12 protein-coding genes are annotated in these 16,411 nt (G+C 70.0%); 8 read left to right on the top strand and 4 right to left on the bottom strand.

Annotation, left to right across the window (positions count from 1 at the left end; all coding sequences use genetic code 11):
- From IZR01_RS30845 to IZR01_RS30875, 7 genes are all read left to right on the top strand, one after another.
- Positions 1-1,234, top strand: a 1,234-nt coding sequence (locus IZR01_RS30845; RefSeq protein ID WP_194925921.1) for a putative PEP-binding protein, incomplete at its 5' end; no start/stop codon positions are given.
- A gap of 137 nt (positions 1,235-1,371) precedes the next feature.
- Positions 1,372-3,015: an APC family permease gene (locus IZR01_RS30850; RefSeq protein ID WP_194896737.1), complete on the top strand. Its 1,644-nt coding sequence runs from the start codon at positions 1,372-1,374 to the stop codon at positions 3,013-3,015.
- Between the two features lie 116 nt (positions 3,016-3,131).
- A complete protein-coding gene (locus IZR01_RS30855; RefSeq protein ID WP_194896738.1) occupies positions 3,132-4,742 on the top strand; it encodes a TetR family transcriptional regulator in 1,611 nt (536 codons plus the stop codon).
- A 33-nt stretch (positions 4,743-4,775) separates the two neighbouring features.
- Positions 4,776-5,972, top strand: coding sequence for an acyl-CoA dehydrogenase family protein (locus IZR01_RS30860; protein WP_194896739.1), 1,197 nt, complete (start codon positions 4,776-4,778; stop codon positions 5,970-5,972).
- Between the two features lie 61 nt (positions 5,973-6,033).
- Entirely contained in the window at positions 6,034-7,251 is a 1,218-nt protein-coding gene (locus IZR01_RS30865) for an acetyl-CoA C-acetyltransferase (protein WP_194896740.1), read from the top strand.
- Between the two features lie 17 nt (positions 7,252-7,268).
- The gene (locus IZR01_RS30870) at positions 7,269-9,422 is read left to right on the top strand and encodes a 3-hydroxyacyl-CoA dehydrogenase NAD-binding domain-containing protein (RefSeq protein ID WP_194896741.1); all 2,154 of its coding nucleotides are present in this window, start codon (positions 7,269-7,271) and stop codon (positions 9,420-9,422) included.
- Between the two features lie 124 nt (positions 9,423-9,546).
- The gene (locus tag IZR01_RS30875) at positions 9,547-10,335 is read left to right on the top strand and encodes a DsbA family protein (protein WP_194896742.1); all 789 of its coding nucleotides are present in this window, start codon (positions 9,547-9,549) and stop codon (positions 10,333-10,335) included.
- 46 nt (positions 10,336-10,381) lie between these two features.
- Here IZR01_RS30875 and IZR01_RS30880 read toward each other — a convergent pair whose 3' ends face one another.
- Together IZR01_RS30880 and IZR01_RS30885 are read right to left on the bottom strand one after the other, a co-directional pair.
- Positions 10,382-11,503: an epoxide hydrolase family protein gene (locus tag IZR01_RS30880; RefSeq protein ID WP_194896743.1), complete on the bottom strand. Its 1,122-nt coding sequence runs from the start codon at positions 11,501-11,503 to the stop codon at positions 10,382-10,384.
- A gap of 57 nt (positions 11,504-11,560) precedes the next feature.
- Positions 11,561-12,031, bottom strand: a complete 471-nt coding sequence (locus IZR01_RS30885) for a hypothetical protein (RefSeq protein WP_194896744.1) — start codon at positions 12,029-12,031, stop codon at positions 11,561-11,563.
- A 215-nt stretch (positions 12,032-12,246) separates the two neighbouring features.
- On the opposite strand from IZR01_RS30885, the gene IZR01_RS30890 reads away from it, so the two are divergent.
- The gene (locus IZR01_RS30890) at positions 12,247-14,199 is read left to right on the top strand and encodes a glycoside hydrolase family 9 protein (protein ID WP_194925922.1); all 1,953 of its coding nucleotides are present in this window, start codon (positions 12,247-12,249) and stop codon (positions 14,197-14,199) included.
- Positions 14,200-14,362: 163 nt separating this feature from the next.
- Here IZR01_RS30890 and IZR01_RS30895 read toward each other — a convergent pair whose 3' ends face one another.
- Together IZR01_RS30895 and IZR01_RS30900 are read right to left on the bottom strand one after the other, a co-directional pair.
- Positions 14,363-15,070, bottom strand: coding sequence for a class I SAM-dependent methyltransferase (locus IZR01_RS30895; RefSeq protein WP_194925923.1), 708 nt, complete (start codon positions 15,068-15,070; stop codon positions 14,363-14,365).
- Positions 15,071-15,147: 77 nt separating this feature from the next.
- Positions 15,148-16,344 (bottom strand): ROK family transcriptional regulator, encoded by a 1,197-nt coding sequence (locus IZR01_RS30900; RefSeq protein WP_228560590.1) that lies wholly within the window; start codon positions 16,342-16,344, stop codon positions 15,148-15,150.
- Positions 16,345-16,411 lie beyond the last annotated feature (67 nt).

Here is a 16,411-nt window from a genome sequence, read left to right on the forward strand (position 1 = left end):
CGTCCTGGGCCGCCCCATCCCCGGCATCCCCGACCCCGGCCATCCCTTCGTCCTGGTCGCCGCCGACCTCGCCCCGGCCGACACCGCGAACCTGAACCCCGATCAGGTCCTCGCCATCGTCACCGAGCGCGGCGGCCCGACCAGCCACACCGCGATCCTGGCGCGCGGCCTCGGCATCCCGGCGATCGTGGCCGCCGCCGGCGCGACCGGGATCGCCGACGGCACGAACGTCGCCGTCGACGGCACCTCCGGGACCGTCACCGTCGGCGTCGAGCCCGCCGCGAACAGCGCCGACCTGCCGCCCGCCCGCGCCGCCCGCACCCACGTGGACCTCGCCGGCCTCGGCCCCGGCCACACCAAAGACGGCCACCCGGTATCGCTCTACCTGAACATCGGCTCCATCAAGGACGTCCGAACCGGAGCCCAAGGCGTCGGCCTGCTGCGCACCGAGTTCCTGTTCCTCGGCCGCAAAGACTCACCCTCCCGAGCCGAGCAGCACGCCGCCTACCTTGAGCTCTTCAACGCCTTCCCCGGCGCCCGCGTCGTCATCCGCACCCTGGACGCCGGCGCCGACAAGCCCCTGCCGTTCCTCGCGCTGCCCGAGGAGGAGAACCCGGCGCTCGGCGTCAGGGGACTGCGGACCGCCCGGCTGCGTCCGGAAGTCCTGGACGACCAACTGGCCGCGATCGCCTCGGCGGCTGCGGCGGCGGCCTGCGAGGTCTGGGTCATGGCCCCGATGGTCGCCACCCCGGCCGAGGCCGCGGACTTCGCCGCCCGGGCCCGGGCCCACGGCCTTCAGCACGTCGGCGCCATGGTCGAGATCCCGGCGGCGGCGCTGCGCGCGGCCCGGCTGCTGGAGCACCTCGACTTCCTGTCCATCGGCACCAACGACCTCGGCCAGTACACGATGGCCGCCGACCGCCAGGACGGCCGGCTGCCCGACCTGCTCGACCCCTGGCAGCCGGCGTTGCTGGAGCTGATCGCGCTGGCCGCCGAAGCCGGGCGCGCGGCGGGCAAGCCGGTGGGGGTCTGCGGCGAGGCGGCGGCCGATCCGCGGTTGGCGGCGGTGCTCGTCGGACTGGGGGTGACGTCGCTGTCGATGGCCGCCGCCGCGGTGCCCGCCGTGCACGCCGAGTTGAGCGCGCGGACGTTGCGGGAGTGTCGGGAACTCGCGGAGCGGGCGCGCGACGCCCTCGATCCGGCCCAAGCCAGGGCCTTGGTATCGCGGTCCTGATCTGGCTGTTCTGACCAGTCCTGATCTGGCTGTTCTGACTGGCCTGACATTTCAGTCGCCCCGGTTCTGTCCGCCGGGAGGACCCGTTCGGGTGTAAGAAGGTTACAAAAGCACTCATTCAGCTCAAGTCCTCCACTATGGCGGTACTAGACGCGACACCCGGGGCCCCCGACTCGCACTCCACCAACCTGCGCCGCGAAGTCGGCCTGATCGGCCTGCTGTGGGCCTCTGAGGGCTCGATCATCGGCTCGGGCTGGCTCTACAGCGCGCAGAAGGCGGTGGTCGCCGCCGGTCCCGCGGCCCTGATCAGCTGGGGTATCGCGGCGGTGGCGATCATCACGCTGGCGTTCGTGCACGCCGAACTCGGCGGCATGTTCCCGGTCGCCGGCGGCACCGCGCGCTACCCGCACTACGCCTTCGGCGGCGCGGCCGGCGCCTCGTTCGGCTGGTTCACCTGGCTCCAGGCGGTGACCGTGCCGCCGATCGAGGTCCAGGCGATGATCGGCTACGCCCAGCACTACACCTGGGCCGACAGCTGGCAGCACAAGGACGGCACGCTCACCGGGTACGGCGAGCTGGTCGCGATCTTCCTGATGGCGGTGTTCACCGCCGTGAACTTCCTCGGGATCCAGAAGCTGGCGGCCGTCAACAACGCCGCGACCTGGTGGAAGATCGGCGTGCCGCTGTTCACGATCTTCGTGCTGGCGTTCACGAACTTCCGCACCTCGAACTTCACCGCCAAGTCCGGCGGCGGTTTCATGCCCTTCGGCGCCCACGGCATCATGTCCGCGGTGTCGACCTCCGGCATCATCTTCGCCCTGCTCGGCTTCGAGCAGGCGATCCAGCTGGCCGGCGAGTCGCGCAACCCCAAGCGGGACATCCCGCGCGCGACCATCCTCTCGATCCTGATCGGCGCCGCGATCTACATCATGCTTCAGGTGGTCTACATCGCCGCGCTGCCGGCCGCGACGTTCGCCGCGGGCTGGGCGCACCTGGACTACAAGAACATCAGCGGCCCGTTCGCGGGGCTGGCGACGCTGGTCGGGCTGGCCTGGCTGGCGACCATCCTGTACATCGACGCGATCATCTCCCCCGGCGGCACCGGGCTGATCTACACCACCTCCACGTCGCGCATCACGTACGGGCTGAGCAAGAACGGCTACATCCCGGTGCAGTACGAGTACCTCACCAAGCGGGGCGTGCCGTGGCTGGGCATGATCACCGCGTTCGTGGCGGCGTGCATCTGCTTCCTGCCGTTCCCGAGCTGGCAGCAGTTGGTGTCGTTCATCACCTCCGCCAGCGTGCTGATGTACGCCGGGGCGCCACTGGCCTTCGGGGTGTTCCGCGAGAAGCTGCCGGACGTCGAGCGCCCCTACCGGCTGGCCGGCGGGGCGGTGCTGGCGCCCTTCGCGTTCATCGTCGCGAACCTGATCATCCTGTGGGCCGGCTGGGACACCGACTGGCGGCTCGGGATCGCGATCGTGATCGGCTACGTGCTGCTGGCGATCTCGCGGATCTTCCACCTGAACCCCAACCACCCGCCGCTGGAGCTGCGCTCGGCGCAGTGGCTGCTGCCGTACCTGGTGGTGATGGGGATCATCGTGCGGACCAGCGCGTTCGGGCCGATGAAGGATCCGTGGTTCACGGAGTGGACGTCACTGGCCGCGGTGGCGGTGGTGAGCCTGGTCGTCTACTACTGGGCCAAGGCGGTGGCGCTGCCGGTGGAGCGGATCGAGGCGCACGTGGCGGGCGTCGCGGTGCTCGACGCCGGCGGGCACTGAGCGCAGCGGGTCGGTGAGCATCGCGTGGCGCTGAGCGCAGCGGATCGCTCTGCTGTGGCTCGGCGCTCGCCCCCTCTGCCTTGTCAGCAGGGCCGATGTCGGATCAAGCTGTCGGCATGACGACCCGGAGTGGGACTGGGACCCCGAACCCGAGCACCGGCGCGGCGCGAACCGGCGCCGCGCGCTCCGGGCCTGCGCGCTCCGGCGCCGCCCGCCGCGAGCAGCTGACGGCCATCGCCGCCGGCCTGTTCGCCCGCGACGGCTACCACAACGTGACCGTCGGCGACATCGCGGCGGCCGCCGGACTGTCGGGACCGGCGATCTACCGCCACTTCCCGGGCAAGCAGGCGATCCTGGCCGAGGTGGTCCGCTCCGGCTTCGACGAGATGGACCGCGTGGTAGCCGCCGACCTGGCCGGCACCTCGGACCCGGCCCAACGGCTCCGGATGACCTACCGCGACCTGGCGGCCTTCGTGATCCGCCGCCCGGAGTTCGGCGTGATGTGGCGCCGCGAATACCGCCACCTGACCCCCCACGACGCCGCCGAACTGGCCAAGCGCATGGCCCGGGCCTGCGACGCGGCGGTCGCCGAACTACGCCTACTGCGCCCGGAACTGGACGCGGCGGACGCGGAGTCGATGGCCTGGGCGGCGCTGAGCGTGCTGGGGAGCATCTCAGACCACCGGGTGCGACTACCCCGAGCGGCCTTCGAGGAGCTGCTGGCCGGCATCGCGATGGATGTGGTGGGAGCCGAGTTCGGGGCGGGGGCGACAGATAACTGGCCCCTCAACGAGCCAACAAGCGAAGACCGCAAAGAGCGGATCCTCGCAGCCGCCGCACGGCTTTTCCGGGACCGCGGGTACCACGAGGTCACGCTGGACGAGATCGGGGCGGCGGCGGGGATCGCGGGACCGAGTGTCTACAGCCACTTCGCGGGCAAGGCGGAGCTGCTGCGGACGATTACGGAGCGGATCGGGGAGCGGCTGCGGCGGGATGTTGTGGGGAGTGGGGCTGTGGAGGCTGAGGCTGAGGCTGCGGCTGAGGCGAGCGCGGGTGTCTCGGCCGGCTCGGGTGCCGAGCATCTTGCTGAGAGCGAAGTGGCTGCGGATGCTGAGCATCTTGCTGGTGATCGCCGCGCTGTGAGCGATATCGCTGCCGGTGCTAGCGGCGATGCGGTGGCTGGCGCGAGCGCTGTCGAAGCTGAGCGTCTCGCTGCCAGCGATGCCACCGAGGCAAGCGGCGATGCGGCAGCTGGCGCGCGGGCTGCCGGAACCGAGAGTCTCGCTGCCAGTGTTGCCGCCGAGGCAAGCGCGGACATCTCACTCAGTTCGCCAGCCACCGCCCTCACTACCGTCACCGCCCTCACCGCCCTCACCACCCTCACCGACCTGGCCACCCGCTACGTCACCACCGTCCTCACCTCCCGAGACCTCGTCGCCGCCTACTTCACCGAAGGCCACAACCTCCCCGACCGCGACCGGGCCGAGACCCGCCGCTTCCAGCGCGCCTATACCGAGCACTGGGCCGGGCTGCTGGCCTCGGTGCGGCCCGGCGCGTCGCCTGAGGAGGTGCGGATCCGGGTGCTGGCGGCCTTCGCCGTCGTCAATGACGCGGTTCGGACGCGCCGGCTGCTGGAGCGGCCGGGAGTAGCCGGGCGGCTGCGGGCGTTGATGCTGGCGGTGCTCTTGACACCGGGCTCGCTGCCGCGCGATGTTAATCGCCGTTAGGCTGTGGGCCTCGGTAGATGCAGGGAGTCGCGGATGAGCAGGTCGCCCTGGGCGAGCGATGATGTGGAGGCGTTGCGCGAGCTCGCGACGTCGTTCTTCACCAATGAGGCGCTGCCCCGGGAGGAGGAGTTCGCGGCGCAGGGCTTCCCCGGTAAGGACATGTGGCAGGCGGCCGGCAAGGTCGGGTTGCTGTGTGTGTCGATTCCCGAGGAGTACGGCGGCGGGGGCGGGTCCTTCGCGCATGAGGTCGCCGTCATCGAGGCGCAGATCCGGGTCGGCGCCGGTGCGATGGCGATCATCGTGCACGCCGGCATCGTCGCGCATTACATCAACGCCTACGCGACCGAGGAGCAGAAGCGGCGCTGGCTGCCGCGCATGGCTTCCGGGGACCTGGTCGGCGCGATCGCCATGACCGAGCCCGGGACCGGGTCGGACCTGCAGAGCATCGCCACCAAGGCGGTCCGCGACGGCGACGAGTACGTCATCAGCGGCGCGAAGACCTTCATCACCAACGGCCACACCGCCGGCCTGATCGTCATCGCCGCCAAGACCGATGCCAGCCAGGGCGCGCACGGCGTCTCGCTGCTGGTCGCCGAGGTCGGCGACGGTGTCGGTGGTGTCGGTGGTGACGGCGGTGGTGACGGTGACGGTGACCGCGACACCCCCGGCTTCCAGCGCGGCCGGGTCCTGAACAAGGTCGGCCAGCACAGCACCGACACCGCCGAGCTCTTCTTCGACGGCCTGCGGGTCCCGGCCGAGAACCTGCTCGGCGGCGTCGAGGGCCAGGGCTTCGTCCAGCTCATGGTGCAGCTGCCGCAGGAACGCCTGCTGGTCGCGGCGGCCGGGCTGGCGATGCTGGAGGCCGCCGTCGACCACACCGTGGCCTACACCAAGCAGCGCGAGGCCTTCGGCAAGCCGCTGTTCAAGCTCCAGAACACCCGCTTCGAGCTGGCCGAGTGCGCCACCATCGCGCGGGTGGCCCGGGTCTTCTTCGACGACTGCGTCCGGAAACACCTCGACGGCGGTCTGGACGCCACCACCGCCTCGATGGCCAAGTACTGGATCACCGACCGTCAGACCGAGGTCGTCGACCGCTGCGTCCAACTGCACGGCGGCTACGGCTACATGCTCGAGTACCCGATCGCGCGGCTGTTCGTCGACGGCCGGGTGCAGCGCATCTACGGCGGCGCCAACGAAATCATGAAGGAACTCATCGCCCGCTCGCTGTAGCGGACGCCGGACAGAAGAACGTCGGACAGAAGAAACGTCGGATAAAGAGAAAGGAACAGCGATGTCGAACGCGTACGTCTACGACGCGATCCGGACACCGCGCGGCCGGGGCAAGCAGAACGGCTCGCTGCACACCGTGAAGCCCATCTCGCTGATGGTGGGCCTGATGGAGGAGACGCAGGCCCGCCACCCGAACCTGGACCCGGCGCTGATCGAGGACGTGATCCTCGGCGTGGTGTCCCCGATCGGCGAGCAGGGCTCGGACATAGCCAAGGTCGCGGCGTTGCGCGCCGGGCTCCCGGACACCACCGCCGGTGTGCAGCTCAACCGGTTCTGCGCCTCGGGCCTGGAGGCGGTGAACACCGCGGCGCAGAAGGTCGCCTCGGGCCTGGGCGAGGACCTGATCCTGGCCGGCGGCGTGGAGTCGATGTCCCGGGTGCCGATGGCCTCCGACGGCGGCGCCTGGTTCGAGGACCCGGAGACCGCCTACGACATCTCCTTCATCCCGCAGGGCATCGGCGCCGACCTGATCGCCACCATCGAGGGCTTCTCCCGCACCGAGGTCGACGAGTTCGCGGTCCGGTCCCAGGAGCTGGCCACCGCGGCGCGCGCCGCCGGCCACTTCAAGCGTTCGGTGGTGCCGGTCCGGGATCGCAATGGTCTGACGATCCTGGCCGAGGACGAGTTCATCCGTCCGGGTACCACCGTGGACACGTTGGCCGGGCTCAAGCCGTCGTTCGCGGCGATCGGCGATCTCGGCGGGTTCGACGCGGTGGCGTTGCAGAAGTACCACTGGGTCGAGAAGATCGACCACGTCCACCACGCCGGGAACTCCTCGGGCATCGTCGACGGCGCCGCGCTGGTGCTGGTCGGCAACGAGCAGGCCGGGCAGGCCGCGGGTCTGACGCCGCGGGCCCGCATCCTGGCGACCGCGGTCTCCGGCGCCGATTCGACGATCATGCTGACCGGTCCGGCGCCGGCGTCGAAGAAGGCGCTGGCCAAGGCGGGCCTGGGCATCGAGGATATCGACCTGGTCGAGATCAACGAGGCGTTCGCGGGTGTGGTGCTGCGGTACGTGCGCGACATGGAGAACCTCCCGCTGGACAAGGTCAACGTCAACGGCGGCGCGATCGCGATGGGCCACCCGTTGGGCGCCACCGGCGCGATGCTGATCGGCACGATCGTCGACGAACTCGAACGCCGGGACCTGCGCCGCGGTCTGGTCACGTTGTGCGTGGGCGGCGGTATGGGCATTGCCACCATTGTCGAGCGGGTCTGAGGGCGGGTACGAGGACTATGAGCGAGCAGAACCACATCGGTTGGGACCGGGACGCCGACGGCGTGGTCACGTTGACCATGGATGCGCCCGGCCAGTCCGCCAACACCATGAACCGGGCCTTCATCGAGGCCCTCGGCCCGGTCCTGGACCGGTTGGAAGCCGAGAAGGAGGAGATCACCGGGGTCGTCGTGACGTCGGCCAAGAAGACCTTCTTCGCCGGCGGTGATCTCAATGAGCTGATTCAGGCCCGTCCCGAGGACGCCGCCGACGTGCTGGCGCGCAACCTGCAAATCAAGGCTCTGCTTCGGCGGCTGGAGACGCTGGGCCGGCCGGTGGCCGCCGCGATCAACGGCGCGGCGCTCGGCGGCGGCTTGGAGATCGCGCTGTCGACCCACCACCGGGTGGCGTTGGACGCCAAGGGCACGGAGATCGGCTTCCCGGAGGTCACCCTCGGGCTGCTGCCGGGCGCCGGCGGCGTCGTGCGTTCGGTGCGGCTGTTGGGTATCGCCGACGCCCTTCTCAAGGTCCTGCTTCAGGGCCAGCGCTACCAGGCGAAGGCGGCGCTTGAGGTGGGACTCGTCCACGAAGTCGTTGCCACGCCTGCCGAACTGCTGGCCGCGGCCAAGGCCTGGGTGCTGGCCAACCCCGAGGCCAAGCAGCCCTGGGACGTGCCCGGCTACAAGATCCCCGGCGGCGATCCGAAGAACCCGAAGTTCGCCGCGAACCTGCCGGCGTTCCCGGCGAACCTGCGCAAGCAGCTCAAGGGCGCGGACTACCCGGCGCCGCGGAACATCATGGCCGCCGCCGTCGAGGGCGCGCGCCTGGACTTCGACAACGCGATGACCGTCGAGGCCCGCTACTTCGTCGAGCTGGTCACCGGCCAGGTGGCGAAGAACATGACGCAGGCGTTCTTCTTCGACATGCAGAAGGTGGCCAACGGCGCTTCGCGTCCGGCCGGCTACGAGCCCTGGACGGCCACGAAGGTCGCGGTCCTGGGCGCGGGCATGATGGGCGCCGGGATCGCCTACGTCTGTGCGCGCGGCGGGATCGAGGTCGTGCTGAAGGACGTCAGTGTCGAGGCGGCCGAGAAGGGCAAGGCGTATTCGGCCGGGCTGGTGGACAAGGCGGTGGCGCGCGGCAAGATGACCCGCGAGGCCGCCGATTCGGTGCTGGCGCGGATCCACCCGACCGCCGACGCCGCCGACGCGGCCGGCGCCGACCTGGTCATCGAGGCCGTCTTCGAGTCGCCGGAGTTGAAGGCGAAGGTGTTCGGCGAGATCCAGGACGTCCTGGCCCCGGACGCGCTGCTGGGCTCCAACACCTCCACGCTGCCGATCACCGGCCTGGCCCGGGCGGTCAAGCGGCCCGCGGACTTCATCGGCCTGCACTTCTTCTCCCCGGTGGACAAGATGCCGTTGCTGGAGATCATCGTCGGCGAGCAGACCTCGGACGCCGCCATCGCCAAGGCCTTCGACCTGGCCAAGCAGATCAAGAAGACGCCGATCATCGTCAACGACAGCCGCGGTTTCTTCACCTCCCGGGTCATCGGCGGCTTCCTGGACGAGGCGATGGCGATGCTCAACGAGGGCCTGCGCCCGAACTCCATCGAGCAGGCCGGCTCCCAGGCCGGCTACCCGGCGCCGCCGCTGCAACTGATGGACGAGCTGACGCTGACCTTGCCGCAGAAGATCCGCAACGAGGCGCGTTCCGCCGCCGGCCCGGACTGGGTCGAGCACGGCTCGGGGATCGTCCTGAACCGCATGATCGACGAGTACGGCCGCGGCGGCCGCTCGGCGGGGGCCGGCTTCTACGAGTACGTGGACGGCAAGCGTGCCGGGCTGTGGCCGGGCCTGCGCGAGGCGTTCCCGCCGCATGTCGGGATTCCGTTCCAGGACATGCAGGAGCGGATGCTGTTCGCGGAGGCGCTGGACAGTGTCCGCTGCCTCGATGAGGGCGTGCTGCGGTCGGTGGCGGAGGCGAACGTCGGGTCGATTCTCGGGATCGGTTTCCCGGCTTGGACCGGCGGCGTGATCCAGTACATCAACGGCTACGAGGGCGGCGTTACCGGGTTTGTGGCGCGGGCCAAGGAGCTGCACGGGAAGTACGGGGAGCGGTTTGCCGTGCCGCAGTCGCTGGTGGAGAAGGCTGAGCGGGGGGAGCGGATCGAGTAGGGGCGCGATGGGGCTCCCATAGTTCCCTTAGTGGTGACAGGCCGTCTAAAGCTTTCGTGAAGGGCGGCCTGTCGTCGATCCCCCTGCTATGAGGTGTGGGTTGCCGCCCATTAGCATGATTGGCATGAGGGGGAGACTGGCTTTGTTGGTGGTTACCGGTGCGGTGACCGGTGTGTTGGCGGCGGGTTGTTCGTCGCAGGGCACGGTGGGTTCGGGGACGGGGAACGGTTCCGGTTCGACCGCGACGGCCACGTCGCCTTCCTCGGCTTCCGGTTCAGGGCCGGCTTCTGGTTCTGGTTCGGGCTCGGCTCCGGCTTCGGCCTCGGGTTCGGGTTCGGCGCCGCAGAGTGGCGGCGGCCAGCTGCCGGGCGAGGACGCGACCGTGGTGGTGGGCGTCGGCAAGGTCAAGGTCACCATCTACGAGGACTACCGCTGCCCGCCGTGCAAGGCGGTCCACGACCAGCTGCAACCGGTGATCAGCGCCAAGCTCGGGGCCGGCGGCATCCAGGTCGAGTACCACGCGGTCGACATGGTCGACCACAACGCCGGCGGCACCGGCTCGCTGGCCGCCGCCAACGCTGTCAGCTGTGCCTTCCAGGCTGCCAAGTTCCAGCCCTACCGCGAGGCGTTGTTCGCGGCGCAGCCGGACGAGGCCACGGACGCCTTCGCGCAGCCGGACAAGCTGATCAGCATCGCCAAGACCATCCCCGGGCTGGACAGCCCGGCGTTCGAGAGCTGCGTCATCTCCAAGCCGTTCGCGGGCTCGATCGAGAGCACCTACGCCGCGCAGTTCGCCTCGAACAAGATCACCGGCGTGCCTGCGGTGTTCATCAACGGCACGCAGTGGAGTGTGCCGAGTTCTGGGGATCTGGCTACTGCTTTCACGCAGGCGTTGGCAGCCGCGGGGGCTTGACGCGGGTTGTGCGCTGGCGCGTCCCCGACCTCACAGGGCGGTACAGCTAGCGCAGCCCCTCGAAGAACTCCCCGATATCCGTGGCGAGCACGTCCGGCACCTCCATCGCCGCGAAGTGGCCGCCGCGCGGGAACGTCGTCCACCGCCGCACCTCGTACAGCCGCTCGTACCATGAGCGCGGCACCTGGCCTTCGGAGACGAACTCGTTCGCGAACACCGCCATCGCCGTCGGTACGCGGACCCGGTCCCGTGGGCCGATCGGCGAGCCGTGCCAGCGGTTGTCGTAGTAGTCGCGCATCGATGTGGTGATCGATTCCGTCGCCCACCAGATGGTGAGCATGGTCAGCAGGGTGTTGCGGTCGAAGGTGGCGTTCAGGTCGCCGTCGCTGTCCGACCATGAGCGCCACTTGTCGAGCACCCATGCGGCCAGGCCGGCGGGGGAGTCGTTCAGTGCGTAGCCGAGGGTTTGTGGGCGGGTTGATTGCACGGCGCTGTAGCCGCGTTCGGTTGAGTCCCAGTGCTCCACCTGTGCGAGGTACGCCTGTTCCTCGGATGTGAGTGGTGGTGTGTCGGGGCCGGTGTAGGGGGTCAGTTCCGGTGTGCTCAGGTGGATCCCGACCACGCGCGAGGGCTCCAGCAGTGCCATGTGCGTGGCGATGCCTGAGCCGAAGTCGCTGCCGCCCGCGCCGTACCGCTCGTAGCCGAGGCCCTGCATGAGCTGGTGCCACATGCCTGCGACGTGCCGCCGATCGACCCCGACGTGTGGCGGCCGTTGGGAGAACGCGTAGCCGGGGAGTGAGGGCACTACCAGGTCGAAGCGGTCGCCGAGGCGGTCCACCAGGCCCAGGAGCTCGGTGAAGGTGCTCGGCCAGCCGTGGGTCAGGATCAGCGGGATCCGGTCGCCGGGGCCGCGGTGGTGCACGAAGTGGATCCGCGCGCCGTCGATGTCGGCGGTGAAGTGTCGGTACCTGTTGAGCTCGCGCTCCGCCGCGCGCCAGTCGTACCCGTCGGCCCAGTACGCCAGCAGTTCCCGCAGGTACTCCACATCGACGCCCTGGCTCCACGTCTGGCCGGGCGCCGCCGCCGGCCACCGGGTCCGGCCGATCCGGTCCCGTAGGTCGTTCAGGACGGCGTCCGGCACGGACACGGTGAAAGGTTCGACGCGCATCTGCCTATGTTGCCAGGCGGCGGTTGCCGGTCAGCTGCTAATCAGTCTGGTCAGTTGCTAATCAGTGCAGTAAGGGCTCTGGTTCGAGGCGCTGAGGCTGACCAGCTTCCACTTGCTGCTGTCCGGCAGGATGCTGACCATCAGGCACGCGTGCTGGGCGGTGGCGTCCTTGGCCGCGCGGTTGACGTACTCCATACTCACGCCCTCCCCGAGCAGGCACAGGATCCCGCCGCACAGTATGACCACGGCCGCGTGGAGTGCGACGGTGCTCAGGATCGGGTGGTCGGTGAGGGTGTTGGCCAGGGTCTTGGTGTCGCCGCGGGAGACGAAGCGTTCGCAGGGCGGTGTGCCGCAGACCTTGGTCGCGTCGTGGGAGGGTGCGGATGAGGCGACTGCGGTTGTGCCGCCGGAACTGGACGAGGAGGAGCCCGAGTCGGCTGTGGACTTGCATGCTGTGGCGAAGAGCATCAGCAGCGTCAGGATCAGCGCAAGGCCCGTGCGGCCTCGGGCATTCGTGTGGTCGGCCATGATTCCCCCCACTGTTGTACGTAAAGGCCTGATGTACTTACCGGCCTTTTTCCACATTAGCGTGGCGTCGCCGACTGTTCCGGTGGCGCTTCGGGCGCGCGATTCGCCACCTGCGACTTCGGCGTGGGATTCAGCCCCTTGACGGCGTGCGGTGCCCTGGGTAAGTTCACGGCACGTCTCGTTAGGAACCTTTCCTAACTAAGGAGGGGCACTCCATGGTTCCCAAGGCTCGACCACACCCGCGGCGCCGCAAGACCGTCGCCGCGCTGACCGCGCTCGGTCTGGCCGGCCTGACCGTCGGCGCCGCGACCGCGCTGTCGGCCAGCGCGCAGGCCGCGACCACCGGGCTGGTGCGCGTGGACCAGGCCGGCTTCCTGGCCGATGACGCGAAGCAGGCCTACCTGATGACCGGCGGGTCGGTGTCGGGGGCCGCGTTCTCGGTGCTGGACTCCGGCGGCAAGACGGTGCTCACCGGCAAGGTCGGCGGCACCAGCCTCGGCAAGTGGAACACGGCCTACCCGGACGTCTACCCGATCGTCTTCAGCGGCCTGAAGACCGCGGGCACGTACCACATCAAGGTCGCCGGCAGCGCCACGGCCACCTCGCCGTCGTTCACGATCGCCGGGGCCGGCGCGCTCTACGGCAAGCTGGTCACCGACGGCGTCACGTTCTTCCAGACCCAGCGTGACGGCTCGGACGTGATCACCGGCAGCCTGGACCGGCAGCCCTCGCACCTGCACGACTCCTCGGCGAGCATCTACGCCTGGCCGAAGTTCGCCGCCGGCGGCTCCGACACCATCACCGGCTCCGACCTGACCAAGCTGGGCGGCACGGTCGACGTCTCCGGCGGCTGGTTCGACGCCGGCGACTACCTGAAGTTCTCCGACAACGAGGCCTTCGGCGACATCACGCTGCTGGCCGCCCAGCGTGCCCTGGGCTCGGCGGCCCCGGCCGGCCTGTCCGCCGAGGCGCACTTCGGCGAGACCTGGCTGAACAAGGCCTGGAATCAGAGCACGAAGACGCTGGTCCTGCAGGTCGGCATCGGCTCGGGCAACTCCGCCGGCACCTTCTACGGCGACCACGACCTGTGGCGGCTGCCGCAGAAGGACGACGGCGACGCCGCCACCGCCGATCGCTACGCCGCCGCGCACCGTCCGGTGTTCCTGGCCGCCAGCCCCGGCGCCAAGATCAGCCCGAACATCGCCGGCCGGGTCGCCGCCGCGTTCGCGCTGGCCGCACAGGTCGACGCCGCGGGCAACCCGACGCAGGCCGCCGCCGAGTATCAGGCTGCTGCCTCGGTGTATGCGCAGGCTGACACCAGCGCCCCGCCGAACCCGCTGACCACGGCGCTGCCGAACGCGTACTACCCGGAGCCGATCTGGCACGACGCGATGGAGCTCGGCGGCGCCGAACTGGCGCTGGCGGCGCAGAAGCTGGGGCGCAGCCCCTCGTCGTACCTGTCCGACGCGGCGACCTACGCCAAGGACTACATCGCCTCCGACACCGGGGACACCTTCAACCTCTACGACAACAGCGCACTGGCGCACGCCGACCTGATCAAGGCGATCGCCGCCGCCGGCAACCCCTCGGGCCTGGCGGTGACCCCGGCCGCGCTGACCGCGGACCTGAAGCGGCAGGTGCAATCGGCGGCGAGCAAGGCCGCCGCGGACGTGTTCCACGCCGGCGGGAACTACGCCGACTTCGATGTGGACGCGCACACCTTCGGCTTCCTGACGGAGGAGGCACTGTACCGGCAGGCCAGCGGCGACAAGTCGTTCGACGCCTTCGCCACCGAGCAGCGCGACTGGCTGCTGGGGGCGAACCCGTGGGGGCTGGCGTTCATGGTGGGGGAGGGGAGCAACTTCCCGAAGTGCATGCAGCACCAGGTGGCCAACCTGTCCGGGAGCCTGGACGGCACCGGGGCGATCGCCACCGGCGCGGTGATGAACGGGCCGAACAACACCAGCAACTTCTCCGGCGGGCTGGGCTCCTATCAGGACGGGATGAAGCAGTGCCCGGCCGGCGGGACGGACGCTTACAACAAGTTCACCGGGCACAGCAGCCGGTTCTCCGACGATGTCCGGTCCTGGCAGACCGACGAACCGGCGCTGGACATGACCGGGTCGGCGGTGCTCGGCGCGGCCATGCAGGAGACCTTGGGCGGCTGAGGCGCGGGACTGCCCGAGCGGCTGAGGCGCGGGGCTGCCCGAGCGGCACAGCCGCTTGACGGGCTGGCGGCTGGCGGTGGGAAATGGCCTGAGCGGCCGGACGGTTGACGACTGAGTTCGGCCCCTGATGCTGGCGGATCAGGGGCCGAACTCGCTCGGTCCGTCAGCCGTGGTCTTCGGCGTGCAGGACGAAGAACAGGAAGCACAAGAACGCCGAACGGTCTGCCCTGATCTCGTCCGGGAACAGCTCGCGCGCCTGCGGCCCCGGCGGCGGCTCGCTGATAACGGAGATGCGGAAGCCCGCGGCGGTGAAGGCATCGGTCGTGGCATTCAGGGGACGGTGCCAGAACTTCATCAGGGCACTGTGGCCGCCGAAGCCCCACTCCTCGGACCGCTCGCGTGTCGCGAAGTAGTCGGCCTCCGGGTCCATCAGCGTCGTCACGAGTGGATGGTCCACCGCCACGATCAGCCGCCCGCCGGGCCGCAGCACCCGCCGCAGCTCCGCCAAAGGGGCCGACCAATCCCGCAGGTAGTGCAGGACCAGGCACGCGACCGCGTCGTCGAACGAGTCGTCAGCGAAGGGCAGCGGCTCGCTCAGGTCGGCCAGTAGCAGGTCCGCGCCTTCGCCGAGCCGCTTGCGGGCCAGTTCGAGCATCTGGGCGCTGGAATCCATACCCGTCACGATCGCGCCCCGCTCCCGCAACGCGGCGGACAGCGGCCCCGCCCCGCACCCGACGTCCAGCACCCGCCTGCCCGCCACATCTCCGGCGAGGTCCAACATCGCCGGACGGGTGTAGTGGCCGTTGATGAGATTGGACTCGGTTTCGGCGGCGTAGGCCTCGGCGAAGCTGTCGTAGTCGTTGAAAGGCATGAGGTGATCTTGGCACGCAGGGCAGGACCGCGCCGGTGTCGATCCCGAAAAAACGGTGCCGACTGCGAAGGGCTGCCCTAACCCCGAAAATAGTCCCGAATCAACTGCTCCACCGTCAGCGAGGCCCCCAGCGCCGCCGCGCCGGCCAGCACCGCGCCGCTGCCCAGCGCCGAGGTCTCCAGCCGTGGCGGGTAGGGCAGGCGCATCGCGAGGCGCTCGGCCACCGGGGTCAGGAGCAGGTCGCCGTTCAGGCCGATGCCGCCGCCGAGCACGACCAGCTCCACGTCCACCACCGCCGAGGCCACGGCCACGTAGTTGGTGATCCGGCGGGCTTCTTCGTCCACCACGTCCAGTGCCGCGGCGTCGGCGGCGCGGGCCAGTTCGAAGACGCGCTCCATCGTCAGGTCCTGCTCGGCCGGGAGCTTGGCCGCCGCGTACTGCAGGATCGCCATGGCACAGGGGTCGATCGTGGTCGGGACGTCGGTGTCGGGGCCGTCGGGGGTGTCGACGTACTCGGGCTCGAAGGCGCTGTCCAGCTCGCCGGCGGCGCCCTTGAAGCCGCGGACCAGGTTGCCGCCCAGGACCAGGCCGGCGCCGACGCCGGTGCCGATGGACAGGAACAGGAAGCTGTCGGCGGTGCCGCCGCTGCCGCGGGCGTATTCGCCGTGGGCGGCCAGGTTGATGTCGTTCTCGACCGTGACCGGGATCTGAAGGGCGGCGCTGAACTTCTCGCGCGCGGCCCAGCCCTGCATGCCCGGGACGTTGGCCGCCTCCCAGACGCTGCCGTCGTGCCGGTCCACCACGCCGGGGACGCCGACCACCGCGTGCTTCACCGCCTCCGGGGCGATCTCGGCGGCGGTGGCCAGTTCGCGGGCCAGCTCCACCGCGGCGCCGATCATGCTGTCGGCCGTCCTGCCCTCGACCTCGGCGTCGCTGCGCACCACCTCGGCGCCGTCCAGGCCGACCAGGGCGGCGCGCAGGTGGCGGGCGCCGACGTCGAAGGCGACCGCGTAGGCCGCCTCGGGGCGCGGCTTGAAGAACACCGCGCCGTAGGTGAAGCCGCGGGAGGCGTCGGCCGTTTCGACCACCAGGCCGATCTGCAGCAGGTCCTCCAGCACGGCGGAGACCGTGGGCTTGGAGATGCCGGTGGCGCGGGAGATCTCGGCGCGGGAGATCGGGGCGTGCTGCTCGATCACGCGCCAGACGGTGCGCAGGTTCAGCTCGCGGACCGTGGCGGAGGTGGCCGGGGTGGGCCGCGCGCCGGGTGTGTTCATCGCCCCAGGATAGGGACGGGTCTCAGGCTGGTCGCTCATGCCTCGCTCTTGCGTTCCTGGATGATTG

This window comes from Catenulispora pinisilvae, from assembly GCF_015356865.1.
GTDB lineage: Bacteria > Actinomycetota > Actinomycetes > Streptomycetales > Catenulisporaceae > Catenulispora > Catenulispora pinisilvae.

Excerpts from the sequence above, each read along its gene's own strand:
- IZR01_RS30850 (WP_194896737.1), top strand. The coding sequence starts at position 1,372 with ATGGCGGTACTAGACGCGACACCCGGGGCCCCCGACTCGCACTCCACC.
- IZR01_RS30855 (WP_194896738.1), top strand. The coding sequence starts at position 3,132 with ATGACGACCCGGAGTGGGACTGGGACCCCGAACCCGAGCACCGGCGCG.
- IZR01_RS30860 (WP_194896739.1), top strand. The coding sequence starts at position 4,776 with ATGAGCAGGTCGCCCTGGGCGAGCGATGATGTGGAGGCGTTGCGCGAG.
- IZR01_RS30865 (WP_194896740.1), top strand. The coding sequence starts at position 6,034 with ATGTCGAACGCGTACGTCTACGACGCGATCCGGACACCGCGCGGCCGG.
- IZR01_RS30870 (WP_194896741.1), top strand. The coding sequence starts at position 7,269 with ATGAGCGAGCAGAACCACATCGGTTGGGACCGGGACGCCGACGGCGTG.
- IZR01_RS30875 (WP_194896742.1), top strand. The coding sequence starts at position 9,547 with ATGAGGGGGAGACTGGCTTTGTTGGTGGTTACCGGTGCGGTGACCGGT.
- IZR01_RS30880 (WP_194896743.1), bottom strand. The coding sequence starts at position 11,503 with ATGCGCGTCGAACCTTTCACCGTGTCCGTGCCGGACGCCGTCCTGAAC.
- IZR01_RS30885 (WP_194896744.1), bottom strand. The coding sequence starts at position 12,031 with ATGGCCGACCACACGAATGCCCGAGGCCGCACGGGCCTTGCGCTGATC.
- IZR01_RS30890 (WP_194925922.1), top strand. The coding sequence starts at position 12,247 with ATGGTTCCCAAGGCTCGACCACACCCGCGGCGCCGCAAGACCGTCGCC.
- IZR01_RS30895 (WP_194925923.1), bottom strand. The coding sequence starts at position 15,070 with ATGCCTTTCAACGACTACGACAGCTTCGCCGAGGCCTACGCCGCCGAA.
- IZR01_RS30900 (WP_228560590.1), bottom strand. The coding sequence starts at position 16,344 with ATGAACACACCCGGCGCGCGGCCCACCCCGGCCACCTCCGCCACGGTC.